The 25174-nt window shown below is 57.0% G+C and carries 24 protein-coding genes; 13 read left to right on the forward strand and 11 right to left on the reverse strand.

The features are described from left to right. The first annotated feature begins 15 nt into the window (after positions 1-15). Genes VGE55_RS04850 through VGE55_RS04860 form a run of 3 tightly spaced genes read left to right on the forward strand, consistent with a single transcriptional unit; the run spans position 16 to position 2799 of the window. A complete protein-coding gene (locus tag VGE55_RS04850) occupies positions 16-1410 on the forward strand; it encodes a cytochrome ubiquinol oxidase subunit I (protein WP_331130576.1) in 1395 nt (464 codons plus the stop codon). A gap of 21 nt (positions 1411-1431) precedes the next feature. Beyond that, positions 1432-2430, forward strand: coding sequence for a cytochrome d ubiquinol oxidase subunit II (locus tag VGE55_RS04855; protein WP_331130577.1), 999 nt, complete (start codon positions 1432-1434; stop codon positions 2428-2430). 30 nt (positions 2431-2460) lie between these two features. Beyond that, complete coding sequence (locus VGE55_RS04860) at positions 2461-2799, forward strand: TIGR01244 family sulfur transferase (protein WP_331130578.1); 339 nt, start codon at positions 2461-2463, stop codon at positions 2797-2799. A 26-nt stretch (positions 2800-2825) separates the two neighbouring features. Here VGE55_RS04860 and VGE55_RS04865 read toward each other — a convergent pair whose 3' ends face one another. Next, the gene (locus VGE55_RS04865; protein WP_331130579.1) at positions 2826-3344 is read right to left on the reverse strand and encodes an SRPBCC family protein; all 519 of its coding nucleotides are present in this window, start codon (positions 3342-3344) and stop codon (positions 2826-2828) included. An 11-nt stretch (positions 3345-3355) separates the two neighbouring features. Between VGE55_RS04865 and VGE55_RS04870 the strand changes: the two genes are divergently transcribed. Together VGE55_RS04870 and murI are read left to right on the forward strand one after the other, a co-directional pair. Continuing rightward, positions 3356-3709 (forward strand): RidA family protein, encoded by a 354-nt coding sequence (locus tag VGE55_RS04870; protein WP_331130580.1) that lies wholly within the window; start codon positions 3356-3358, stop codon positions 3707-3709. Positions 3710-3712: 3 nt separating this feature from the next. After that, complete coding sequence (gene murI, locus VGE55_RS04875) at positions 3713-4552, forward strand: glutamate racemase (protein WP_331130581.1); 840 nt, start codon at positions 3713-3715, stop codon at positions 4550-4552. On the opposite strand, the gene rsmA is transcribed toward murI, so the two are convergent. Genes rsmA through VGE55_RS04895 form a run of 4 tightly spaced genes read right to left on the reverse strand, consistent with a single transcriptional unit; the run spans position 4549 to position 9993 of the window. Continuing rightward, positions 4549-5322, reverse strand: coding sequence for a 16S rRNA (adenine(1518)-N(6)/adenine(1519)-N(6))-dimethyltransferase RsmA (gene rsmA / locus VGE55_RS04880; RefSeq protein ID WP_331130582.1), 774 nt, complete (start codon positions 5320-5322; stop codon positions 4549-4551). The genes murI and rsmA overlap by 4 nt on opposite strands. Beyond that, the gene (pdxA, locus tag VGE55_RS04885) at positions 5319-6335 is read right to left on the reverse strand and encodes a 4-hydroxythreonine-4-phosphate dehydrogenase PdxA (RefSeq protein ID WP_331130583.1); all 1017 of its coding nucleotides are present in this window, start codon (positions 6333-6335) and stop codon (positions 5319-5321) included. The genes rsmA and pdxA overlap by 4 nt, the downstream gene beginning before the upstream one ends. Further along, on the reverse strand, positions 6332-7786 hold the full coding sequence (locus VGE55_RS04890) for a peptidylprolyl isomerase (protein WP_331130584.1): 1455 nt from the start codon (positions 7784-7786) through the stop codon (positions 6332-6334). The genes pdxA and VGE55_RS04890 overlap by 4 nt, the downstream gene beginning before the upstream one ends. A 2-nt stretch (positions 7787-7788) precedes the next feature. Beyond that, complete coding sequence (locus VGE55_RS04895) at positions 7789-9993, reverse strand: LPS-assembly protein LptD (RefSeq protein WP_331130585.1); 2205 nt, start codon at positions 9991-9993, stop codon at positions 7789-7791. 191 nt (positions 9994-10184) lie between these two features. Here VGE55_RS04895 and VGE55_RS04900 point away from each other — a divergent pair, with 191 nt between their 5' ends. Genes VGE55_RS04900 through VGE55_RS04925 form a run of 6 tightly spaced genes read left to right on the forward strand, consistent with a single transcriptional unit; the run spans position 10185 to position 16158 of the window. Continuing rightward, positions 10185-11216, forward strand: coding sequence for an aminoglycoside phosphotransferase family protein (locus VGE55_RS04900; protein WP_331130586.1), 1032 nt, complete (start codon positions 10185-10187; stop codon positions 11214-11216). Between the two features lie 2 nt (positions 11217-11218). After that, positions 11219-11929, forward strand: coding sequence for an N-acetylmuramate alpha-1-phosphate uridylyltransferase MurU (gene murU / locus VGE55_RS04905; RefSeq protein ID WP_331130587.1), 711 nt, complete (start codon positions 11219-11221; stop codon positions 11927-11929). After that, complete coding sequence (locus VGE55_RS04910) at positions 11926-13320, forward strand: aminopeptidase P N-terminal domain-containing protein (RefSeq protein ID WP_331130588.1); 1395 nt, start codon at positions 11926-11928, stop codon at positions 13318-13320. The genes murU and VGE55_RS04910 overlap by 4 nt, the downstream gene beginning before the upstream one ends. Further along, positions 13317-14516: an FAD-dependent monooxygenase gene (locus tag VGE55_RS04915; protein WP_331130589.1), complete on the forward strand. Its 1200-nt coding sequence runs from the start codon at positions 13317-13319 to the stop codon at positions 14514-14516. Before VGE55_RS04910 ends, VGE55_RS04915 begins: the two co-directional genes overlap by 4 nt. Before the next feature lie 2 nt (positions 14517-14518). Then, a complete protein-coding gene (locus VGE55_RS04920) occupies positions 14519-15148 on the forward strand; it encodes a CoA pyrophosphatase (RefSeq protein WP_331130590.1) in 630 nt (209 codons plus the stop codon). Positions 15149-15174: 26 nt separating this feature from the next. Continuing rightward, positions 15175-16158, forward strand: a complete 984-nt coding sequence (locus tag VGE55_RS04925) for a hypothetical protein (RefSeq protein ID WP_331130591.1) — start codon at positions 15175-15177, stop codon at positions 16156-16158. Here VGE55_RS04925 and rsgA read toward each other — a convergent pair. Genes rsgA through VGE55_RS04940 form a run of 3 tightly spaced genes read right to left on the reverse strand, consistent with a single transcriptional unit; the run spans position 16149 to position 18804 of the window. Beyond that, positions 16149-17117: a ribosome small subunit-dependent GTPase A gene (gene rsgA, locus VGE55_RS04930; RefSeq protein ID WP_331130592.1), complete on the reverse strand. Its 969-nt coding sequence runs from the start codon at positions 17115-17117 to the stop codon at positions 16149-16151. The genes VGE55_RS04925 and rsgA overlap by 10 nt on opposite strands. 17 nt (positions 17118-17134) lie before the next feature. Further along, positions 17135-17518, reverse strand: a complete 384-nt coding sequence (locus tag VGE55_RS04935; protein ID WP_331130593.1) for a 4a-hydroxytetrahydrobiopterin dehydratase — start codon at positions 17516-17518, stop codon at positions 17135-17137. Further along, positions 17515-18804, reverse strand: a complete 1290-nt coding sequence (locus VGE55_RS04940; RefSeq protein WP_331130594.1) for a M48 family metallopeptidase — start codon at positions 18802-18804, stop codon at positions 17515-17517. Before VGE55_RS04940 ends, VGE55_RS04935 begins: the two co-directional genes overlap by 4 nt. Before the next feature lie 88 nt (positions 18805-18892). Here VGE55_RS04940 and orn point away from each other — a divergent pair, with 88 nt between their 5' ends. Further along, positions 18893-19504, forward strand: coding sequence for an oligoribonuclease (gene orn / locus VGE55_RS04945; RefSeq protein WP_331130595.1), 612 nt, complete (start codon positions 18893-18895; stop codon positions 19502-19504). Here the strand turns inward: orn and VGE55_RS04950 are convergent. The 3 genes from VGE55_RS04950 to VGE55_RS04960 form a co-directional block, all read right to left on the reverse strand. Then, complete coding sequence (locus tag VGE55_RS04950) at positions 19501-20877, reverse strand: MATE family efflux transporter (RefSeq protein ID WP_331130596.1); 1377 nt, start codon at positions 20875-20877, stop codon at positions 19501-19503. The two genes, orn and VGE55_RS04950, sit on opposite strands and share 4 nt — an antisense overlap. Continuing rightward, entirely contained in the window at positions 20864-22684 is a 1821-nt protein-coding gene (locus VGE55_RS04955) for a hypothetical protein (RefSeq protein WP_331130597.1), read from the reverse strand. The genes VGE55_RS04950 and VGE55_RS04955 overlap by 14 nt, the downstream gene beginning before the upstream one ends. 136 nt (positions 22685-22820) lie before the next feature. Next, positions 22821-23072, reverse strand: coding sequence for a type B 50S ribosomal protein L31 (locus VGE55_RS04960; RefSeq protein WP_331130598.1), 252 nt, complete (start codon positions 23070-23072; stop codon positions 22821-22823). Between the two features lie 266 nt (positions 23073-23338). On the opposite strand from VGE55_RS04960, the gene VGE55_RS04965 reads away from it, so the two are divergent. Next, positions 23339-25009, forward strand: coding sequence for a methyl-accepting chemotaxis protein (locus tag VGE55_RS04965; protein ID WP_331130599.1), 1671 nt, complete (start codon positions 23339-23341; stop codon positions 25007-25009). The last annotated feature ends 165 nt before the right edge of the window (positions 25010-25174 follow it).

Here is a 25174-nt window from a genome sequence, read left to right on the forward strand (position 1 = left end):
ATCGAAGGAGGCGGTATGGAGTTGTCATCCCTGGAGTTGGCGCGAATGCAGTTTGCAGCCAACATCACCTTCCACATCTTGTTTCCAACCATCAGCATCGGCCTGGGTTGGGTGATGTTTTACCTGCGTTTGCAGCATGTGCGAACCGGCAAAACCGAATGGGAGCAGGCCCATTACTTCTGGACCAAAATATTTGCCCTCACCTTCGCCTTGGGTGTGGTGTCGGGCATCACCATGAGTTTCCAGTTTGGGACCAACTGGCCCGGTTTTATGGAAAAGGCCGGCAACATCGCCGGGCCTTTGCTGGGCTACGAAGTGCTCACAGCCTTCTTTTTGGAGGCCACGTTTTTGGGCGTGATGCTGTTTGGCAAACAGCGGGTGTCGCCCAAGGTTCACTTGCTGGCCACCTTTCTGGTCGCCTTTGGCACCACGCTGTCGGCTTTCTGGATTTTGGTGCTCAACAGCTGGATGCAGACCCCCCAAGGCTTTGAGGTGATCAACGGGGAATTGCACCCGACCGATTGGTTGGCCATCGTTTTCAATCCATCCTTTCCATACCGATTGGCCCACATGCTCATGGCCAGCGCACTGACCGTGTTTTTTCTGATTGCCGGTGGCAGTGCCCTGCAAATATTGAAGCAGAAGGAAAAGCCTTTTACCCGCAGCATGTTGAAGCTGGCTGTGACGGGGGCTGCGGTGGTGATTCCGGTTCAAATTGTGGTGGGTGACATGCACGGCTTGAACACCTTGCACCACCAGCCCGCCAAAATTGCGGCGATTGAAGCCGTTTGGCACACCGAGCGGGGTGCGCCCTTGGTGTTGTTTGCCATTCCGGACAAAGACAAACAGGAAAACCGGTTTGCGATTGAAATTCCCAAATTGGCCAGCCTGATTTTGACGCACGACCCGAATGGCGAAATCAAAGGGTTGAATGAATTTGTGGGCGAGCACCCACCCGTGGCCGTGGTGTTTTATTCCTTCCGCGTCATGGTCGGCATGGGCAGCCTGATGTTGCTCATGTCGTGGCTGGCAGTGTGGCTGTTCCGCAAGGGTGGGCCCAAGCTGGACAACACCCTGCACCGTCTCATGCTCAAGGGCCTGTTGCTCATGATGTTTTCAGGTTGGTTGGCCACGGTGGCAGGGTGGTGGGTAACCGAAATTGGTCGGCAGCCCTATGTGGTGTATGGCGTGCTGAGCACAGCCGATGTGGTGGCCCAACACCCGCCGCAATTGCTGGCGTTCACGGTGGCCTTGTACCTGGCTTTGTATGCGGGGCTTATTGTTGCCTATGTCTGGGTGCTTCGCTACATGCTGCTGGGTGGCACTGGCTCGGCAAAACCGGTGGCGTGGGGCGGCGGTGGGGCACCTGCTTCGGTGCCTGCAGACCGCATTCGTCGCGCTCAACCTTAATACTTGCCAACGGAGAGCCGCATGACATTCGATGAGTTTTTACCCCTGCTATTCATGGCCGTGATGGGTTTGGCCATGTTGATTTATGTGGTACTGGACGGCTACGACCTGGGTGTGGGCATGTTGTTGCCATTTGCCAGCGACGCCGAGAAAGACACCATGATCAACTCGATTGGTCCGTTTTGGGATGCCAACGAAACCTGGTTGGTGCTGGGCGTGGGGGTGCTGCTGGTGGCGTTTCCCAAAGCCCATGGTGTGGTGCTCACTGCGCTCTATTTACCGGCCACCCTGATGCTGGTGGGCCTGGTGCTGCGTGGCGTTGCGTTTGACTTTCGCGTCAAGGTGGACACAGCCTACAAGCCCCTGTGGAACCGTATTTTTACATCGGGTTCCTTGTTGACCTCGGTGTGCCAGGGCTGGATGCTGGGCTCTTACATCACCGGCTTTTCGCACCACTGGTCACAGATTGTGTTCAACCTCGGTGTTGCATTCACCCTGCCATTTGCTTATGCATTGCTGGCCAGTGGCTGGCTCATCATGAAAACCGATGGAGAGCTGATGGACAAGGCTTGCCGGTGGGGGCGCATCAGCTTTTGGCCCATGTTGGCGGCCATTGCATTTATTTCGGCCATTACACCCTTGGTGGTGCCCCAAATTTTCCAGAAGTGGTTCACCTTTCCCACCCTGTTCGCTTTGGCCCCCATCCCTCTGGCCACCATGCTGTGTTTGTGGGGTATTCACCATGTGTTGTCCAGGCCCAGGGTTATTCAGGCGGGGTACGGCTGGCTGGTGTTTGGGCTCACCGCAGGGGTCATGACCTTGTCTTTCCTCGGGCTGGCCTACAGCCAGTTTCCCTATGTGGTGTTGAATCAACTCACGGTGTGGGAAGCCGCCGCAGCGCCCGGTTCGCTGAAGATCATTCTGGTTGGCGTGGTGCTCACCTTGCCAGCCATCCTCGGGTACACTGCGTTCTCCTACAAGGTGTTCTGGGGCAAAGCCAAAGAACTCTCCTACCAGTAGGTCTGTGCAATTGGCCAAAAGGAAATATCAATGAGTGTTCGTCAACTGAGCGAAGAGTTGTCCGTGTGTGGGCAAATTCGCCCTGAAGACCTGGAAACCGTGCGCGACATGGGTTTCAAAACCGTGATCAACAACCGCCCGGACTTCGAAGAGCCCGGTCAGCCATTACACGCTGAAATCGAAGCAAAAGCGAAAGCCTTGGGGCTTGCCGTGCATTACCTGCCCTTGGGCATGGGGCAGCCACCCAGCGCCGAGTTGTTGGAGCAGTTCAAGGCTGTGCTGGATGCGGCTGAAAAACCCGTGTTTGCATTTTGCCGCAGCGGCAACCGCTCGGGGCAAATCTACATGGGTGCAAAAGCGTTGGGTTAAGCGCCACCGCTTTCACGTCGGGATGGTCAGTGGTCTTTGCGGGGTGGAATACCGTGGTCAGCCGGCAGCGTGCTGGCCAGTTCGCGGATCATTTTAACCGTGTCGATGTCGGCCGCCCGGTATGCTTGTTTTCGTGCTTCTTCGTATTCGGATTGTGCGTCATCCTGCGCATTCAGGCCGTCAGCATCCTGCACATGGTATTGAAAACGAAGCCACAGCATGCCCTGCTCAGGTTCTTCAATCGTAATGGTCAATGTGCTGGGGCCGCAGTGCTGGCTCGGTGTCACCCGGGTTTCGGTGCGCTGTTCATCGTGCAGTTCAATGGTGTCTTCCACCTGGAATGCGCCATAATCGAGCCGTCGGTGCAAGGTGGTCACAGTGCCGCTGTGTGCAATCTCGGTCACCTCGGCTTGTTCAAGACCCAAAATGAAACGGGTTGGTTTCCAGGCCCGTGCCACCAAGCCCATCCAGAGCTGTTCGCGGGTCAACCAGTCCACCACAGGCAGCTTGGGGTCATTGATTTGCACCAGATGTTCAAATTTCATGAGAGGGTCCTGTGATACACAGACACGGTACTACAAAACGCTACTCCGATTCCACACGATTCAACGGCATGGTCCATTTGGTTGAAGTACCCTCCATTGAGCATGGCGACATTGTTGAACAAACCCACAATCTGCTGCAGTTGGTGGAAAAGCGCCTGCATGAGGCTGACAGTGACCGTCGTCACCTGTTGATGGTGCAGGTGTACCTGACTGACATCGCCGACATCGACGGATTTAACTCGGTATGGGACACCTGGGTGCCCGAAGGGTGTGCGCCCGCCCGCGCCTGTGTGCAAGTGTCGGCGCTGGCCCGGCCAGGCTGGAAAGTGGAGGTGGTGGTGACTGCGGCTCAACTTGAGATTTAAGGCATGAACATTGTGCATTCCTCGGTTGCGCATTCACCCGTGGCGGTATTTGATTCCGGTGTTGGGGGCTTGTCGGTGCTTCAGGCTTTGCTGCTGGAATTGCCGCATGAGCGCTTTGTGTTTTTGGCCGATGAGGCCTACTTGCCCTATGGCGACAAACCGCAGTCCTTGATTGCCAGCCGTGTGATGGACGTTGCAAGTGCACTGCACCAGCACGGCAACAAGGCGTTGGTAATGGCCTGCAACACGGCCACTGCTGCGGCGGCCAGCCAGGCCCGGCTGCGTTGGCCCCATTGGCCGATCGTTGGCATTGAACCTGCCGTGAAACCCGCCACGTTGCTGACCAAAACAGGGGTGGTGGGTATTCTCGCCACCAGCAACACCGTGGCCAGTGCACGCTTTCAAGCGCTGGTTGAGCGGTTTGATCCACTGGCCCGTGTGGTGGCCAAACCGTGCCCTGGCCTTGTGGAGTTGATTGAACAGGTGCCCATCAACGAAACTGCGGTGCGTGAGCACCTTCGCCCGGTGATGGACGCATTTCAAGCGGATGGGGTGGATGTGATTGTGCTGGGCTGTACCCACTACCCCTTTGTGGCGCCTGTTATTCGCCAGATGGCCGGTGAACACGTGACGGTCATTGAAACAGGCCGCCCTGTGGCGCGTCAGCTTCGTCACCGTTTGGAAGAGGTGGGCTCACACCATGAGCCTGAATTGAGTGTCGTTCCAGATGCCCAGCGCGTGCAGTTTTACACCACAGGCAGCGCGGAAGGATTCAGAAAGAAATTGTTGTCGTTGATGGGCAGTGGTTGGCGCGATGCACTGGTTGAACATCGGGTGATTTAACCGTTCTTCAGCATCCATTGGGCAACCTGCACATACTGTGCTGCCGAAATTTCTTCAGCCCGGGCGGTTAATTCGATGCCTGCTGCCGCCGCGGCTTCAAAAGGGACCACGTCTGCCCAGGTGTTGCGCAGCATTTTTCGCCGCTGTGAAAATGCAGCACTCACAATGCGTGAAAAAATATCACCAGGAATGGCGTCCCGATTGACTTTCGCTTTGGGCACCATGCGCACAATCGCGGACATCACCCGAGGTGGTGGGTCAAAGCACTCGGGTGGAACATCAAACAGGTGGGTCATGTCGTAATAAGCCTGCAGCATGACGGACAGGCGCCCATAGTCACTGTCACGGGGCTTCGCCACCATCCGGTCAATCACCTCTTTTTGCAGCATGAATTGCTGGTCGACAATGCGATCGGCATGCTCGAGCAATGCAAACAAAATGGGGGATGAAATGTTGTATGGCAAATTGCCCACCACGCGAAACGGTGCCTGAATGTCATGGAAATTGAATTTCAGGACATCCACTTCATGGATGGTCAGCCTGTCTTTCCAGGGGCCTGTGCGAAGCCGTTGTGCCAAGTCACGGTCAATTTCAATCACATGCAGCGTGGGCAATACTTTGAGCAGCCACACCGTGAGTGCACCCAAGCCAGGACCAATCTCGACGATGGTGTCTGCAGGGGAAGGGCGCAGGTCGCCCAGAAAATTGGCCAGCACCGTTTGATCGGTCAAAAAGTGTTGTCCAAATCGTTTGCGGGCTTGGTGTTTCATGAATGTACTTGCTGTGCTTTCAGGCTCATGGTGTGAGCCAGGGTAATGGCCTCGACCATGCTGCCACTGTTGATGTGACGGGTGCCAGCCAGGTCAAGTGCTGTGCCGTGGTCTACCGAGGTCCGGATGATGGGCAGGCCCAGCGAAATGTTGACACCTTCGCCAAAGCTCGCAAATTTCAACACGGGCAACCCTTGGTCGTGGTACATGGCCAACACGGCATCGGCTTCTTGAAGGTATTTGGGTTGAAATAGTGTGTCTGCCGGGTAAGGCCCGCGCACATCGTGCCCCTGGGCCACCAAGGCGTCAATCACCGGGCGTATCACCTCGATTTCTTCCCGACCCAGGTCGCCCGACTCGCCAGCATGGGGGTTTAGTCCTGTAACCAGCACCGTGGGTTTGGTGCAGCCCCAGTGGCGCTGCAGTGCTGTCAACACGATTTCAAGTGTGGTGCGTAAGCCATCCACCGTGATGGCAGCCGGCACTGCGTGCAAGGGTAGATGCGTGGTGGCCAGGGCCACTTTCAGGCCGCCACCGGCGAGCATCATCACCACCTCGTTTTGTCCGCAGCGCGCTGCAAGGTATTCCGTGTGGCCCATGAAACCGGGCCAGTGCGGGCTGATGGCCGACTTTTGAATGGGGGCTGTCACCATGGCTGCAGCGCTGCCACTCAGGCAGGCATCGCAGGCGCTGTCGAGCAAACCCAGTACATAGGGGGCGTTGGCCGGTGTGGGACGCCCGGTGGTGCACGGCACGCACAATGGGTGGTGCCAGACATACAGGCCCGGTTGCGGGAAACGAGCCAACTCTTCCAGGCTGTCAATGCGTTGCCAGTTGGCCGACACGCCAATGGCGTGGCTGCGTTGGTCGAGCAACTCTGCGTCGCCCAGTATCACCAGTGTTCGGTTCAGTTGCGTGTGCAGGGCTTGTGCCGAGACCAGACCACACAGTTCTGGCCCAATGCCAGCGGGTTCACCGCTGGTAATCAACAAAGGGGCCGGCGTGGTGTTCACAAGCGAATGTCTACATACGTGCGATCACGCAGTTGCCGCAGCCATTCGTTGTAGGCTTCTTCGGCCTTGTTGGCTCGAATGGCCTGGCGGGCGGCCTGACGTTGGCGTTCTTCCGACGCGGCCTGCTGTCGACGTTCGGTGACCTGAACAATGTGGAACCCGAAACGGCTCTGGAAAACCGGGCTGATGCCACCCACGGGCAGTTGATTCATTTCGCGTTCAAATTCCGGCACGGTGTCGCCTGGGTAAAGCCAGCCCAAATCGCCGCCTTTGGATGCAGAACCGTCCTGGCTGTAGCGCTTGGCCAGGTCTTCAAAGGTGGCTTGGCCGTTTTTGAGTTGTTCCAAGGCAAAGTTCAGGCGCCGTTTGGCCTCGGTGTCGCTGATGTCCGGCCCGGTTTTGATCAGGATGTGGCGGGCATGGGTTTGGGTGACGGGGGTGGCATCCAGCGATGTTGCGCCATCCCGACGCTCCAATACTTTCAGCACGTGAAAGCCATTCGGACTGCGGACGGTGGACACTCCATTGGTGTCCGCTTTGGATAAAAACTCGGTGAACAAGCTCGGCACCGCATCATAGCCTTGCCAACCCATGGCGCCGGTTCCGGCAATGGCCAGCTCTGGGTAAGCCTTGAGGACATCGGCCGTGCTGGCACCTGCTTTGAGCATTTTTTCGACTGCAGCCGCTTTGGTTTGTGCCTGGTTCAGCACATTGCCCGATGCATCTTGCGGCGCCTTGATCAAAAACTGCACCCAATTCACTTCGGGTTTGTTGGCTGGTCCGTTGGGTGTTTTGCTGGCCAGAAAGGCCTGAATTTCAGCATCACTGACCTGAATGCGAGACTCGACGTCCCTTTCGCGCAGGCGTGCCACGGTCATTTCATTTTTAACTTCTTCACGGAAGCGGGTCGGTGAAACACCGTCGTCGCGCAAACGTTCCATGAACGATTCCATCGACATGTTGTTTTGCTCGGCAATCCGCGCCATCGTGGCATCCACTTGTGCATCGTCCACCCGGATGCCGGTGTCATTGGCCAGTTGCAACTGCGCGCGGTCGTTGATCATTCTGTCCAGCACCTGCTTGCGCAGCAACAGGCGATCAGGCAATTGAACGCCGCGGCGCGTCATTTGCCGCTCAATTTGCGCCACCTGACGGTTCAATTCACTGCGTGTGATGATGTCGGAATTCACAATCGCGACAATGCCGTCGATTTCCGGGGCACTTTGTGTACTTTCCCCCAGGGTTCCACTGAGCTTGCCTGTGATCCCCGAGGGGGTGGTACTGGCTTTGGCCGGTGAGGTGTTGTTGGCTGGCGCACCGATGACGGTGGCAGGTTTTCCAGCTTGGGGCATTTTCAGGCTTTGGGCGACGGCATGAAGGGGTAGCCCCAGCGCTGCGCCCAGCAAAATGCCCATCAGGGGGGTACCGAATCGAGAATGCATAGTGCTCATGGTTATTGCGTGGTCAGCGACGAAGCGAATGGGGTGTAACCAGGCACTCGCCGCGAAAGTAGTTCGATCGGATTGGATCCGATCCGGCCCAGGCCGGAAAGTTCCAGTTGCAGGAATAAAGAGGTGGTCTGCAGTTGTGGGGCAGTGGCAAAGCGTTGTGCCACCACACGCACCGCCCAGCAGCCTTCACCATATTCAAGGCCCGCAACGCCTTCAATCAGGCGCTTGTCCAGCATGGAATAATTGACGCGGCCGACACCACTCCATTTTTTGGAAATGGGCCACTGTCCGGACACATCAAACTGGTCGATGAGGTTTCGCGTGTAGCGATAGCCCAGGTTCAACTGTTTGCCGGGTGTGGGGGAATAGCCAAGGCTGATGTTGCCCCGCTCGTGTCGGCCGCTTTCGGCGCTGAACTGGCTGGTGGCATCCACCACATAATTTTTGCTGATCCGGCCCCGCGCATTCAGGAAAAAATCAGAGTCGCTGGTGACTGGCGCCTCAAGCCCGGTGAGCACCAGGCGAGGCGTTTTCAAGTTGATGCGCTGCCCTGCGGTCATGCTGAACAATTCTTCGCTGGTGGTGACATCGCTAAACCGACTGGTGACTGCAAATGTGAGCTGGTTGGCGTCGGCCACGCGGTCATAACCGGCATACCGGTTTTCCGAGAAAATACGGCTCAGGCTTTGATCGGTGACCGTGGTGTCAAACAGGGGTTGGTCGGACTGGTCTTTGAATGGCGTGTACAGGTAAAAAATACGGGGTTCAAGTGATTGATTGACTGCGCGGCCAAACAGGGTGGTTTTGCGGTCGAAATAGACCGTGCCATCCAGAGAGGCTGTGGGCACCACACTGCTCGCACTGGGCCCGAAGCCGGTCGCTTGGTTGCGCAGGTCATAGCTGTTGGCCTGGACTGAAAGGGCCGGGGTGAATGAGAATTGAGCGCGGTTGACCGGCATGAAGACCCGCGCACGCGTGACGCCCCGGGAGCCCTCAACCCGGTTGGGCGTGCCGGTGGGGTTGGCAAAGTCGGTGTACAAGCCCGACACGGACACAAACGCGGCACCCACTTTGGTTGGGTTCAACTCCACGGCCACTTCGGGCAAACGGTCGTAAGGTTCAACAATGATGTCATTGAACAGTTGCAAGGTTTGGTGCGTGACGGCACGAACCGAGGCCGACCAGTTGTCTTCCCGGTAGGCGAAGTAACCTTCACGCAGCAATACCCGCTGCGATGCCACGGCCTGTGTCCGCGAAAAGTCCACGAAGTATTGATCGTCGGACACGCCGTTGAGGTTCAAGCCAGCGTAGTAGTTGCCTTGGTTGTAATTCTGAAGCACAGACACCGCATAGCGGTCCTGCCCTGTTTTTTGATCGCCTGGCAGGTAATCGAACTTCAGGTTGCCATCCTGATGCGGTGTCAAGTACCGGGCCTCGGCACCCAGCTGTGCGCCCCGTCCGGAAATCAGCGTTGGGTAAAGGGTTAGGTCTTTGTCCGGTGCAATGTTCCAGTAATACGGTGTGGTGACTTCCAGTCCGCTGTTGGACACGGTGCCAATGGAGGGCGGCAGGAAACCACTTTTGCGTCGGTTGGTGGTGGGAAATGACAGGTAAGGCGATGCCAGAATGGGTACATCCTTGAACACCACCTTCGCGCCTTTTGCACGCCCCACTTCCTCAGTCTGGTCCAGTTCAAGGCTTTCAGCGGTCACATACCAGTCGCCTTTGTCGGCTTGCGCCGGGTCGGGTACCTGGCACACCGTGTAGTTTGGGTTTTCCAGCGTGAGGGTGGAAATGCCATCGTATTGCAACCGGTCTGCACGGCCTTTGCCCTTGATGTCCATCAGCTCAAAAGTGGGTTTGGTCAGGCGGCTTTCGCCGGTGCCCACTTTCACATCGCCATCCGGGGCTTTCAGGCGCATGTTTTCTTTTTCGATCACCAGGTTGCCCTTGGCGGTGGCCCGGTCGGTGATGGGCGAGTAGGTGACGCGGTCGCTTTGCAGGCGCAAGCCTTGGCGGCGCAGCTCCACCCGACCCTCCAGCGTGGTTTCCTCAGCGCCATTGCTGGTCATTGAGTCGGCTGAAATATAGGTCGCCTCGTCCTCTGGAATTTTGGTTTTGACGCCCAGCAGGCTACTGTCCATTTTCAACCGGGTGGGAGCGCGGTCATCGGCTTGTGCGGCAGTGGCCAGGGCCAGAAGGATCATCGCGGACAACGGCGTGCGCAAATGCCACGGCCTGCCGCAAGCCAGCATCGGAACATCCCAACAGGTGTTTCTGGTTTTTTTGATCTTGTTCAAGCTGGGACAGGTCTCAAATGGCGTCGTTGGCGTCAACAGGTAGGCAGTTCCCACTATTATAGGCAACTGTACCGAAGATTAAGGGAATGGTTGGTTTCATGAGCGCCTTGCGTCAAGAATTGTTGGAAAAATGGCTGGAAAACCTGCCCGCTCACGAGTTTGATCTCCAGACCCTGGCCCCGGCCTCCAGCGATGCCAGTTTTCGCCGTTATTTCAGGGTCCTGGACCGTCGTTCGGGCCATACCCGGGTGGTGATGGATGCACCACCTGACAAAGAAGACGTGCGGCCATTTTTGATGGTGGGCAAATTGTTGCGTGATGGGGGCGTTCGGGCTCCCCAGGTGCTGGCCGAACAAGTCGAGCAGGGTTTTTTGCTGCTGGAAGACTTTGGCAACACCACCATGCTGGCTGCGTTGCGCACCGCCGATGCAGCCGCCGACCCACTGTACCGTGCAGCCTTGCAGGACCTGGTTACCATGCAAGCCAATGTCCGTGTGGATGGTTTGCCCGCCTATTCTGCTGAAAAGCTGCAGACCGAGATGGACCTGTTTGACACCTGGTACGTGGGCAAGCACTTTCAGAGCGAACTCACCGATCAGGAAAAAAACTGGCTCATCACCATCAAGCGCACCCTGGTTGACAGTGCTTTGTCCGAAGCGCAGGTGTTTGTTCACCGCGACTACCACAGCCGAAACCTCATGGTGACGGGTGTTGAAGGCGGCAAGCCCCAATTGGGCATGCTGGATTTTCAGGACGCAGTGCAGGGTCCGTTGAGTTACGACCTGGTCAGTATTCTGCGGGATGCCTATGTGGAGTGGCCGGAAGACATGACCGTGGATTGGGCCATTCGTTATTGGGAGCAAGCCAAAAAAGCCGGTTTGTCCATTCCACACGATGCCAGCGAGTTTTATCGCCAGTTTGATTTCATGGGTTTGCAGCGCCACCTGAAAATTCTGGGTATTTTTGCACGCCTGTACCACCGGGATGGCAAGTCTCAATACCTGAACGACCTGCCTTTGGTGTTGGCGTACGTGCGCTCGGTTGCATCCCGGTACATCGCGTTCAAGCCGCTGTTGCTGGTGCTGGACCGCCTTGAAAACAAGGCTGTGAAAGTGGGCTACACCTTTTGACCATGCGGGCGATGATTCTGGCCGCTGGGCGCGGCGAACGCATGCGGCCTTTGACAGACACCTGTCCCAAACCCCTGCTGAAAGCCGGTGGAAAGCCCCTGTTGCAGTGGCATGTCGAAGCGCTGGTGCAGGCGGGCATCACCGAGTTGGTGGTCAACCATGCCCACTTGGGCGAGCAAATTGAAGCGTATTTTGGCGATGGCAGGGCTTTGGGTGCACACATCGCGTATTCACCGGAACTGGTGGCGTTGGAGACGGCAGGCGGCATTGCAAAGGCTCTGCCGTTGCTCAATCCTGAAGGCCTTAACTCACCGTTCTTGGTGATCAACGGCGATGTGTATTGCGATTGGTCGGTGAACAAGGCTTTGGACATTGCACGGTCCTGGATGCCCGGGCAGCAGGCTCACCTGGTGTTGGTGCCCAACCCTGACCACAACCCGGCCGGTGATTTTGAATTGCAGGGCAACACCGTGCGCGATCGCAGTGGGCAGTCGCCCGCTTGCACATTCTCGGGCATCGGCGTGTATGCACCCAGTTTGTTTCAGAACGTTGCACGAGGCTCGGTGGCCAAACTGGCACCCCTGTTGCGCACCGCCATGCAACAAGGCACAGTAAACGGTGAGTTGCATTCAGGCTGCTGGATGGACATTGGTACCCCGGCCCGTCTGGACGAATTGAACCAACTTCTTCAACACAAGGCAGGTCGTGTATGAGCAGTCGTTACCCCACCCAATCCCCCAGTGTGTATGCCAAGCGGCGAGCCCGTCTGGCCCAGGCCTTGAAAAAGCAGGGTGGCGGTGTTGCGTTGGTGCAGTCCGGTCATGAAGTGATGCGCAATCGGGATGCCGATTATGCGTTCCGGTCCGACAGCTACTTCTACTTCTTGACTGGTTTTCCCGAGCCCGAGGCTTGCATGGCTTTGGCGGTGTCGCCTTCGGGTAAAAGCAAGTCCTTCTTGTTTTGCCGCCCCAAGCACGAAGAGCGGGAAATCTGGGACGGCTTTCGCTTTGGCCCCCAAGCTGCGCAGGCGCAATTTGGTTTTGATGCGGCCTTCAGCATGGACGATTTCGAAGAGGGCCTGACCGAGATGTTGGCCAACCAGCCCAGCGTGTTTTTGCGCCTGGGTGAGGATGAACGCTTGGAGGCCGCGGTGGCCGAAGTGTTGAAGACTTTGCGTGGCAAGGCGCGCATGGGTGTGGTGGCACCCCATGCGGTGCTCGACATCAGCCATGCGCTGGATGAACTTCGCCTGATAAAGGACAAAACCGAGTTGTCCACCATGAAAAAAGCGGCCACCATTTCAGCCATGGCGCACCAACGGGCCATGCTCACCTCGGCCCCGGGCAAGTTTGAATATGAAGTGGAAGCCGAGTTGTTGTACACCTTCCGCAAGCATGGGTCTGAGGCGCCTGCCTATGGATCCATTGTGGCCGGAGGTGCCAACGCCTGTGTGCTGCATTACCGGGCAAATGACCAGCGTTTGAAGGATGGTGACTTGTTGCTGATCGACGCTGGTTGCGAATTGGACTGCTACGCCTCGGACATTACACGGACCTTCCCGGTCAACGGACAATTCAGCGCTGCGCAACAGGCTGTTTACGAGGTCGTGTTGGAGGCGCAATATGCGGCCATTGCAGCCACCCGGCCTGGTGCCCGGTTTAACGACCCGCACGACGCAGCCGTGAAAGTACTGACCCAAGGCTTGATTGACCTCAAGCTGCTGAAAATGGGCTTGGCAGAAGCGATTGAGCAGAAGGCCTACACGCGCTTTTACATGCACCGCACCAGCCACTGGTTGGGCATGGATGTGCACGACTGTGGCAGCTACCGTGACCCGGCAGCAAAGCCGCAGGATGGGGTTGCACCCCACACCTCCAGAAAACTGGAGCCCGGTATGGTGTTGACGATTGAGCCAGGCCTGTACATTCGCCCTGGCCGGGGCGTGCCGAAAAAATTCGAAAACATCGGAATTCGCATCGAAGACGATGCAATTGTGACGGCCAAAGGGTGCGACATCTACACCCACGAAGCGCCCAAAACCGTGAGCGACATTCACGCCTTGATGCAATCGAGAAACCGCGTGCAGCAAAAAAGGGCCGCATGACCGTGGGTGACGCGCAGACCGATTTCGATGTGGCCGTTGTGGGTGCCGGGCCTGTTGGCTTGGCATTTGCGGGTTGGCTGGCCGCGCAGTGGGGCGACCGCGCACATCGGATTGCCATTTTTGATGCCAAACCACTGGACGCCACTTTGGGCGATCCTCGCGTGTTGGCACTCAGCGACGCCACGCGCCTGCGCCTGTCCAGCCTGGGTTTCCCCGCCGATGCCACGCCCATCCATCACATCCATGTGTCCGAGCAATCCCGCTTTGGCCAAGTGCGCATGAAGGCTGAAGACATGGGTTTGCGGGCCTTGGGGTGGACCGTGCGGTATGGTCAGCTGGTGGCTTGCTTGTCGGAAGCACTACAACGGCGTGGCGTGCAAGTGTTTCGCCCAGCCAATGTGCGTTTTGCCCATCGAAGCCGTCACCAGTCACTGGAAATTCTGGAACTGGACAATGGCACGGAGTACACCGTGGGCCTTCGCGTGGATGCTGAAGGCGGGCTGTATGGCGAGGCGGGTGAACGTGACCATGTGGTGGACTATGGGCAATGGGCGCTGGTCAGCGAATTGACAGCCACTGTAGAGCCAGGCCTGCTGGACCAACACCAAACCCTGGCATTTGAACGATTCACCCGCGAAGGGCCGCTCGCGCTGTTGCCCATTTCAAGCGATCAACGGCGTTATTCGCTGGTGTGGTGTGCCGCCAAAGCCGATGTCGACCGCCGGCTGGGCCTGCCCGATGGCGCTTTTTTTGATGAATTGAAAGCGCAGTTTGGTCGCCGGGTGGTGGTGCATGAAGCCGGGCCCCGCAAGGCTTTTCCCCTGGGCATGAATTGGCGCGAGAAATTGGTGCAGGGGCGGCGCGTGGCTATTGGCAATGCCGCGCAAATTTTGCATCCAGTCGCCGGGCAGGGGCTCAACCTGGGCCTTCGGGATGCAGCGCAGTTGGTGCGCAGCGTGTCACCCGCCATTGTGGCTGATGAAACCCTGCTGATTGGTGCACTGGCTGAGTTTGAAAAAGCCCGCATGACCGATCGAAATGCGGTGGTTCGTTTAACCGATCTCATGGTGAAAGGTTTTTCAAACCAAAACCCGCTGCTCGGTGCTGGTCGGCAAGTGGCCTTGAATCTCATGGAGTTCACCCCCCCGTTGCGCAAACAATTTGCCGAATTGATGTTGTTCGGACTGGCGGCCTGACCATGTTGACAAATGGATTGTGGACAGCCGACATGTTGCGCGACTGTTTTCAGCGGATGGGCAGTGTCCAATGGACGCCAGAGCCCCTTGAGGAGCGCTTTTTCAAGGACCGCGACCCTGCCGATGCGGCGGTGCTGGTGCCCATTGTTCTGCGTGAGCATGGTCTGCAAGTGTTGTTGACCCAGCGCACCGCGCACCTCAATGACCATGCCGGGCAGATCAGTTTTCCGGGTGGGCGCAGCGAGCCCGAGGATGGTCATCCGGTTGAAACAGCCTTGCGTGAAACCGAGGAAGAGGTGGGCTTGCACCGCCAGCACATCGAGGTGCTGGGCACCATGCCGGTGTACCAAACAGCCACCAATTTTTTGGTCACGCCGGTGGTGGCGCTGGTGCAACCCGAGTTTGATTTGACGCTGGACAGTTTCGAAGTGGCCGAGGTGTTTGAGGTGCCGCTGGATTTTTTAATGAACCCGGCCAATCACCAAACCCGCAGTTTGCAAACGCCAATGGGGCCCCGCACCTTTTACGCCATGCCATACCCGGCACCCGAAGGTGGGCGTGAATACTTCATTTGGGGTGCCACGGCTGCCATGATTCGCAATCTCTACAATTTCTTGAGTTCAGGCCGTTAAAACTTTTTAATCCCAACGCCACGGTCATGTCCTATCTCGCCCTCATCATCGCTGTGATTCTGGAAACCCTCCTGCCGGATCGACTGTTTGATCGAGCACGGATTGGTGTAGACCACCTGAGCCGTGAGTTTGAAATTGACCTGGTCAAATTGGGCGCAGCCTCGGCGGTTCATTTGCAATGGTTGGCCCCCGTGTTGGTGTGGACGGTGGGGGTTTACTTCCTCAACAAGGTGTTGCTGGGCACTTGGCCCTTGCTGGCCGGTGTGGTGAGCGTCACCATCATTCTGTATGGTTTGCGATTCAAGCATTTTGCCGAGGTGTACACCACGGCCCAGTTGTTTCTGAATCAGGGCGATTTCTTTCGTGCGCGCGAATTGTTCTTGAATTGGATGAAGGAATACGACGGCTCGGAGGTGCATGTGCAGCGGCCAGATGAGTTGGTGGTCTCTGCCGTTTATCACGGTTCAGAGCGTGCCCTGCGCCAATACTTTGCAGTCATTTTCTGGTACCTGGCTGTGCCCGGCCCAACCGGACTGGTGTTGTACATGGCTGTCCATTGGAGTGTGGTGCGCGAGCGCCAGTTGTGGGTGTCGCAGGCGCACCTGCAAGAATTGCCCAGCCTGGGTGATTTGTGGGACACACACGGCAAACGCGCGCTGATCAGTCCGCGTTTTGTGCTCTTCTTGATGGAGTGGATTCCTTCACGTTTGTTGGGCTTAACGGTTGCCCTGGTGTCACAATTTGATGAGGTCATGCTGGCCTGGCGTTCCGCTCAAACCCAATCGCGTTTTTCAAACTGGGCACCCCTGACGGCCGCTTGTCTGGCTGCAGTGGGATTGTCTTCCGGTTTGCCTCACGGCAGTGACGCCGGGTTGTCAGGCTCAGATGATGCGCCTGTTCAAGCCCTGCAACAGTTTCGACAACTCATTTTGAAATGCGTGGTCGCCTGGTTGTCGCTGGGGCTCTTGCTGGCCTTGTTGGGGTGGATGCCCAACCCGTTTCATTCGTAGCCCCGTCCGCTGCGCAATTCTTCCCGCAACAGCATAAACAGCTCAAATCGGGCTTCAGACAAGTCGCCGCCTTCCAACGCCAGTTTGACCGCGCAATCGGGCTCACGAAGGTGCTGGCAGTTGGCAAACCGGCAGCGCATGCCTGGTTTTGAAATGTCAGGGAAGGCGTCCAGCAATTCGTCTTCAGTCAGGTGGAACAGTCCAAACGCTTGAAATCCCGGTGAATCGATCAACTCCAAACCAGACTCGCCAAAGTGCATTTGGGTGTGAGTGGTGGTGTGCTTGCCTGCATTCAATGCCATGGAAATTTCATTGGTGCTGGCCCTGGCCTCGGGAATCAACAAATTGATCAGCGTTGACTTTCCCATCCCCGACTGCCCAAGGATCAATGTTCGCTTGTGTTCCAGCAGGCTCAACATGTGAGCCTGCGCATCCTTCGGGGCTTCGGTCAGGCTGACGAAGTGAATGGGGCATTCTCCCCGGGTCCATTCGTTCAATTCATGGGTGAATTCGACCATGGCTTCTTGCACATCGTCAAACAAGTCAACCTTGTTGAACACCACATGCAATGGCACACCCGCGTGTTGGCAGGCCACCAGGGTGCGGCCCAACAGCTCGGTGGAATAGGGTGGGCTTACGGCCAACACCAGCACCACTTGGTCCAGGTTGGCTGCAAACAGTTTGCTTTTGAGCGCGTCCGAGCGATACACCAGGTTTCGTCGTGGCAGAATTTCTTCCACCCAGGCTTGTTCGTCGCCGCTGGGTCGAATGCTAACTTCGTCGCCCACCGCCACTTCACGCCGTTTGCCCTTGCCAAACAGTTGCCACAATTTGCCGTCTTCGTCCCGCGCCACAAAATGACGACCGTGGCTGGCCACCACCAATCCGTGGCTCAGCACGTCTTGATGGGCTGCATTGGAGGTCGGTTTTCCTTTGGCCGAGAATTTGATTTTTCCCAAAATATGGTGTCCCGGGTTCAGCCGATGTGACGCAAGGCGTCATCCAGTTTTGCGGCACAGGCCCAATCATTGTCTGAAACACAGCCCGCACTGTGTGTGCTCCATTTCACGGTCAGTCGGTTATAGCCGAAGGACGCATCCGGATGGTGGTCTTCGTCGTCGGCCAAATGCATCAGGGCGTGCACAGCCATTTTCACCCCTTCAAAACTGGCAAATGCATAGGTTCGCCACAGGCAGGTGGGTTGTGCTGAATGGGCTGAAAACTCGACCGCCCAGTGGGGAAATTCCTTCAGTTGTTGCGCCACCTGCTCACTGGTCCATGCTGTGTCTTGGTGTGTGCAAGCCACGTGCAGCCAGTCGGCCGTGCTGCGAATGTGTTGGTTGACTGGCTTTGCGCTCATTGGGCACCTTGCGCTTGAAATGTTTGCCAATGGGCGCTGCCCATGCGCTCTTTCAACCGTTGAATCCGGATGGATGCGGGCGGATGGCTGTCGTAAAAAGCGGAGTGAACCGGGTCGGGCGTGAGTGTGGACGCATTGTCTTGGTAGAGCTTGACCAATGCACTCACCAAGTGTTGCGGTGCGCTCTGCTCTGCAGCATAGGCATCGGCTTCAAATTCATGTTTGCGGCTTAGCCACGACATCACCGGGCGTATTGGAAATGTAAAGTAGGGCAGGACCATCATGAACAGCACCAAGGCCATGGCCTCCGAGCCATTCACCAGGTCGGGTGTGACGCCCAAGCCGACATAGAACCAGGTGGTGTTGGCGAGCATACCCAGCGCCCAAAACATCAACAAGCTGCCCATGCCTGAAAATGCGAGGTGCTTCACGATGTGCTTTTTCTTGAAATGCCCCAGCTCATGGGCCAGTACCGCCTCAATCTGGTCATCGCTTAAACGGGCCAGCAGCGTGTCAAAAAACACGATGCGTTTGGCTTTTCCCATGCCGCTGAAATACGCATTGCCGTGGGCAGAGCGCTTGCTGCCATCCATCACGAAAAGCCCGCTGGAATCAAATCCGCAGCGGTTGAGCAGGTTGAGGATGCGTTGTCGGGTTGCGCCGTCTTCCAGCGGTGTGAATTTGTTGAACAGCGGGGCAATCACGGTGGGAAACAGCCACATCATCAAGAGGCTAAAACCGAACCAGACCATCCAGGCCCACAGCCACCACTGGTCGCCAGCTTGACGCATGAGATAAAGCACCACAAACACCAGCGGACCGCCCAGTAAGGTGCCCAGCAACAGCCCCTTGGCCCAATCGGCAAAAAACAGGCCTTTGCTCATTCGATTAAAACCGAAGCGGGCCTCCACCACAAACTGTTTGTAATACGACAAGGGCAGGTCGAGCAGGCTGCCCAGCAACCCCACCATCGCGATCATGCCCAGCCCAGCCCATAAGCCACTGGCCCATTGCGACGACAAGGTCTGCATCAGTTGAAGCCCGCCCAACAAGGTAAAGCCCATCAGAATGATGGCCTCAAGACCCATGTTCAGCATGCCCAGTCGGGTTTTGGTGATGGAATAGTCGGCTGCTTTTTGGTGGGCTTCCAGGGATATTTGCCCTGCAAATTCAGCCGGTACAGCGGCCCTGTGTTGTGCAATGTTTTTCACCTGGCGGGTGGCCAGGTACAAGCGCAAAACCAAACTCACGGCCACCACGGCCACAAACACTTCTGTAAAAACCATCGCGGACTCACCTTTGGATATTCAGCAGGAGCCTGGGGCCTGTGCGACAATAACGCTCTCCCAAGGATCTCTCCCTCACGCCCCGATTATGTCACAAGCCAACGACACTGCCGTCAGCCAAACACCGAGCAACCTGCCCCGCGACGATTCGAGATTGCTTTGGGTCGACATGGAAATGACGGGACTGAACCCGATGACCGATCGCATCATCGAGGTGGCCATTGTGGTGACGGACAGCCAATTGAATGTATTGGCCGAGGGGCCTGTGCTGGCGATTCATCAATCGGATGAAGTCCTGGCTGGGATGGATGCCTGGAATACCAACACCCACGGGCGTTCCGGGCTTACGCAACGGGTGCGAGAATCGACGATTTCCGAGGAGCAAGGCGAGCAATTGTTGCTTGATTTTTTGGCGCAGTACATCGGCCCCAACAAAAGCCCCATGTGTGGCAACAGCATCTGCCAGGACCGTCGTTTTATGGCACGGTACATGCCCCGCCTGGAGGCGTATTTTCACTACCGCAACCTGGATGTGAGCACGCTCAAGGAATTGTGCAAACGATGGAACCCCAGCACGGCACGCAAGTTTGTGAAAAAAACCAAGCACACGGCATTGTCCGACATTCACGAGTCCATCGATGAATTGCGGTTTTACCGCGAGCACTTCATTGTGCCCGCCGAGGACATCCCGGGTATTTAATGCGCAGCCTGTATGGTCTGTGTGACGCTGCGCCGCATGGTGTGTAGCAACAGGCTGCCCAATCCGACTGCGGCCAGCAGCAAACCAGCCACGCTGGCCATCCAGAACCCCTTGGCCTGCAGTGGCGCTGGCTGCCAAACCCCCAGCCACATACCGCCGCCAATGCCCACCACCCACAAGGCGATGAAGTAGATCAACATGGGACGCCCGGACACCTTGTAGGCCCGCAACGAGAACGAGCACACGGTTTGTATGGCATCGATGAAGTGGTAGGCAATCACCCAGGGCATCAATGAAAGTGCCACGGCAATGGTTGTTTCGTCGCGCGTGTACATCTCAATGAGCGGTCGATCCAAGAAATAGAACAACAGGCACACCAGGGTCGCAATGCCCATGGCCAATTCCAGCCCGCGCTTGACCATGGCCACCGCCACGCGGGGTGCACCTGCCCCCAGTTGCTGTGCTGCCATGACTGTGGTGGCGTTTCCCATGGCCAGGCACATCATGTAGGCCACTGCCGCCATGTTGGACACAATTTGATGGCTGCCCACCTGGTTGACACCAAAACGGGACACCAGCAGGGCGATGAAGGTGAATGATGTCACCTCAATCAAATACGATCCCCCAATCGGCAGGCCCAATTTCAGGATATTGAGCAACCGTTTGCTGTCTGGGCCCACCCAGCGATGGATGCGAAACGGGGCGTAACGGGCGTCGATTTTCCACATCGCCACAGACACACCCAGCACCACCCACATGGTCAATGCGGTGGCCCAGCCAAACCCGGCTGCCCCCAGGGCTGGAAGCCCCCAACCCCCTTTCATGAACCACACATTCAACGGCACCTTGAGTGCCAGCATAAGTACCTGAAGGGCCATGACCACGCCCGGGCGCGAAATGGACTGATTCATGGCGTAAAACACCCGAAAGACCAGCGCGGCTGGCAGTCCGACACCGATGCCTGTCAGGTAACCTTTGGCCTCGGTGGCGATGCTGGCAGGGGTGCCTGTGAGCGAGAACAGGAAGTCGGGATTGAACAGAACCAGCAAGCCCAGCGCACTCAGGAGGAGCGCAATCCAGACACCCTGTGCGGCGTCCTGGCCCACTTCACTGTATTGCCCGGCGCCGTAGTGCCCGGAGCAGATGGGGGTGAGCCCGATGATGACCCCCATCAAGCCCACGTACAGGCTGATGTAGACCGATGAGCCCACTGCCATGGCCGCCAACACGTCCGAACCCGCATGGCCAGCCATCATGCTGTCCACCAAGCCATTGGCCATGACCGCCAACTGACCGACCAAAATCGGAATGGCCTGGCGAATCAGCGCACGTCGCGGGTGGTTGGCCGCAAATTCAACATCATTGCTCTGCATGGTTTGCTGCTGGGTGGTGGCTCAGCCAGTCACTTTTTTTCTGGTACAAAAAGAAGTATTCATACTTGTCCGAATTTCGGCGCCCGCTCCACACCTGCTGCCAATCACTGCCCTGGTTTTGCTCAAAGTCAAATTTGACCGGAAATGCCCGGCGGGTGTCATCTTGCAGGATCAGGAAACGGCAACGGTGACGATCCACCGCCGATTGCCGACTGTAAAAAGACAGTCCAGAGTGGTATTCCAGTGTGCCGCGCTGTGCATCGCCCAAGTTGAAATCCCGCACGCATTGCGGGCCTTCGCCCCCTTCTTGCTTCACGGTATTGGCCAGGTTTTGTCCAACCATTTTGAAGGTTTTTGCGTAATCAATTCTGGGAATCCACAGTGTCATCATCAGCAGCCAAATCAGGATCACGCCACCGCAGGACAGCACCATGGGTCGCCACAGCGCCTTCTTGCGTGAGGTGGTTCTCCAGATGATGAGGCGAACCCAGGCATAGGTCGCCAGCATGGCCACCACGAGTTCAATGCCAATCACGTCAGGCACATAGCCTGGCGACAGCTTTTCGAAATTGGACGCAATTTTTGCCGGGAAGCCGAAGGTTGCAGCCGTCCAGCCCAACCAAACCAACACGGCGATCAGCGTGAAACACAACACAGCAAACCAGTCGATGAGGCTGATCAAGCCACGCCGCATGGTCGACAAGCCCAAAGCCGCCAGCACCGACAAAGGCGGCAGCAAGGGAATGTAGTTGGCTTCTTCCGATGGGTTGGTGATCATGAGCACCACAAAACCAGCCAGTGCCGCTGCCATGGGAATGCGCATGGAGGGCTCGCGAAATGCGGCCCGATAACGCCACAGGGTCCAAGCGGCCATGGGCAAAATGGGCCACAAAAACCACAGGCTGGTTTTCAGGGCAGTCACCAGTGTGGCCGCATCCAGCGACTTGGTGGGGTCCAGAATGAGAAAACGCTGGCTGTTCCAGCCCATCCAGGCATGCCACCACGCTTCACCGTGCTTGAGGCTCATCAACCAGATGAACCAGGGGACAAATGCGATGGCCACGATGGCCGCGGCCCGCAGCATGCGCCGCAGTAAACCAAACCGCATCGAGGCATGCGATGCGCTGCTGAGCAGCAACAAAAGCAAAAAGGGCAGCCAATGCGCCCAGCCCCGTGCAAACAGGGCAATCACAATGCCCCAACCCAACATCCAGCCTGCACCAATGGGGCGGTCCAATGCACGCACGGCAGCCAGCAAAATCAGGGACAAACCAGCCAGCTCGGCCACCTCAGGCACCTGGGTGTGGGCCTTCACCAGCAGTCCCAGGGTGGCCAGCAAACACAACACCGATGCATCGGCCACTGCGCGGGCATAGTCTACCCGGGTGGGGGCGGCACCCAGTGGGTCTTCGGGTTGAAGTTCCACACGTTTGGCCAGGCGGTAGGTGGTGTTCCAAATGGCCCAGCCTGCCAAAATCAGCCAGAACACATTGCCCAAGCGCATGGCGTCGTCCAGCCAGGCGTAGGGGATGTGGATGATACTGGCCAATTTGCCCAGCAGGCCAGCCAACCAGGCTGCTGCCAATCCGCCCTCGACATACAGGCGGTCACCGATCTGGGAATAAGCCCACTGCTCGAAGGGCGCCTTGAAAAAATGAAAGCTTTGACCGAACCCGCTGGAGTCTTCCGGTTTCCAGGGCGTCCTGGCAAAAAGACCAGGCAGGATGTAGAGGAGGATCAAGCCCCAAAGCAGTCGCCTTGACAGTCGGGCGTTGTTGGAGGCGGTGAGGGCAGCAGTTAGGACCATGGTTCTTATTGTGTCTCGAATCGGATCAATTCGGTGGCCGGCTCATGCCAATTCCGGCCCTTGAAATGCAAAAGGCAGCCAGGGGTTGCCTGACTGCCTGTGCGCCGCTTTGACAACGGCGAGTGCCAACGTCGAATTACTTCTTGAAGCGGTCGAAGCGGCGACGGAATTTTTCAACGCGACCGGCTGTGTCCACAATGGTGTTTTGTGCGCCAGTGTAAAAAGGGTGCGAATAAGAGGAAACGTCCAACTTGATCAATGGCAACTCACGGCCTTCGTACTGAATGGTTTCTTTGCTGGGCGCTGTGGAGCGACAGATCCACTCTTTGCCGTTGGACATGTCTTTGAAAATGACTTCGCGGTAATTCGGGTGGGTATTCTCTTTCATGGTGCGCTCCGTTTGCAGCCACTTGGGTGGGTTCGATCAGCCCCTTGCCGTCGAACCTGTTAATACCCAAACACTTGCAAAAGTTAAGTTGATTCAAGTAACCCATGATTATAGAAGGGAAAGGATCGTCCGTCAATTCCCGTTTGGACGGGATTCTCACCCGTTTGGCACTCAAAGTCTCGCCCACACTGGGGGCGGAAGCCCCTCGGTTTAAACGAATACTAAGGTTCTACAGTGTGACAACTTGAGATGAGGGCTTGGTCAACATGAATACTTCTTGGACATTAAAACAGCGCGCCATCGGTGTTGTGGCCGTCATCAGCCTGTTGGTGGTGGCCACGGGCCTATTGCTGTATACCCGGGTCAACGCCATGGCCAGCGCGCAGGCTCAAGGGCTTGAGCGTGTGGTGCAGGAAAGCGAGGTGGCCCGTTTGGTGGCCAAAGGGGTTCATGACACCACCAAAATGGCGTCCTCATTCAAAAATGTGATGCTGCGCGGCGCCAGTGAAAAGCACCGGATAAAGTATTCCCGTGAGTTTGATGAATTCATTGCGGGGTTCTTGCAGGACAGTGATCGCCTTAAAAAAATTCCGGTGATTGCCGACAATCCAACACGGTTAAAGGCTGTTGAGGATTGGCGAACCCAATTCAATGCGGTGTCGGAGAAATACCGTGCGCAGCTCAATCAGTATGTGCCCGGCGATGACCTTCAGTACCTGCGTTTGGACGCTGCGGTAAACGGCATCGACCGAGCGGTTGTCGCCTCGGGAAATACACTGCTGAAAGACAGTGAGGCGGCGCAGCAGGCTGCAACGACCGAACTGAAAGCCATTATTGACCATAGCACTTCTAGCCTGAGCCTCTGGTTGACCGGTGCGCTCTCGATGACCTTGGTCGTTCTTGGTGGATGCTTGTATGGTTTTTCTCGATCCATCATTCGGCAACTGGGCGTGGAACCGTCTGAATTGGCAGAGATATCCCAGCGGATTGCGCAGGGTGACCTCAAGGCCACAATGTCGGGCAGCGTGTTGAAAGCATCCGCCGGCAGTGTGGCCCATGCGTTCGAATCCATGCGCGAAGGCTTGGCTGGCTTGGTGTCAGGCCTGCGCGAACGCGCGGCTCAGTTGGACGAGTCTTTGCAGGACATCCAGGCGCAACTGTCGACCGTTGATGAGTCTGCTCAAGAGCAGGCCTGCACCAGCAGCACCATGGCTGCCGGGGTGGAGGAGCTCAGCGTGAGCGTTCAGCAATTGGGCGGGGTAGCCGACCAGACCGCCCGTGCCTCTCAGGCTTCCTGTGCGGTGTCGGCAGAGGGTGTGGCGCTAATTGAGCAGTCAGCCCGTGATGTGCAGAACACGGCACAGGGTGCCGAACGTTTGAGTTCAACCGTCCAAGAACTGGGGCGGCAGTCTGAAAGCATTACCCAAATCATCGCCACCATTGAGGCAATTGCGGAGCAAACCAATCTGTTGGCGCTGAATGCAGCCATTGAAGCTGCTCGTGCCGGTGAAAGTGGCCGGGGCTTCGCAGTGGTCGCCGATGAGGTTCGACGCCTCGCCGAGCGCACCACCGAGTCCACTTCTGAGATCGAGCAAATGGTCAGCGCAATACAGCGCGGTACCCAATCGGCTGTGAACGAAATGGTGGTCTGGGCGGAATCGGTGGGTGCCAACCTGTCGAGAATGCAACAGGCCAGAACTGTTCTGGGTCAACTGGGCAATGCAGCGTCCGAGGTCAGTGGTTTGGTGGTCGAGGTCAATACATCGCTGGCCGAACAACAAAAGGCCACGCATCAACTGTCTACAGACATTGAAAGGCTGGCGGCGCGTTCGGAGGAAAATGCCAGTTGCGTCATGGGGATTCGTCGCACGCTGGACGGTTTGGCCAAGCTTTCTCAGCAACTCTCCAGTGATGCAGGGCGCTTTAAAGTGAATTGAATTGGCTTGTCGAATGCTGAACTTTGCATGACCACTTGACCACTTGACTACTTAATCCTTGAGATCATTTGTTATTCAGTTCGGACGATCTCTCGATTCACGCTCACTTTGGAGAACAGGATGTCTTGTTGCAATGTCCAGCCTGTGTCGTCCTAGACAGACCCA

The sequence above is a fragment of the Limnobacter sp. genome, from assembly GCF_036405155.1.
GTDB lineage: Bacteria > Pseudomonadota > Gammaproteobacteria > Burkholderiales > Burkholderiaceae_B > Limnobacter.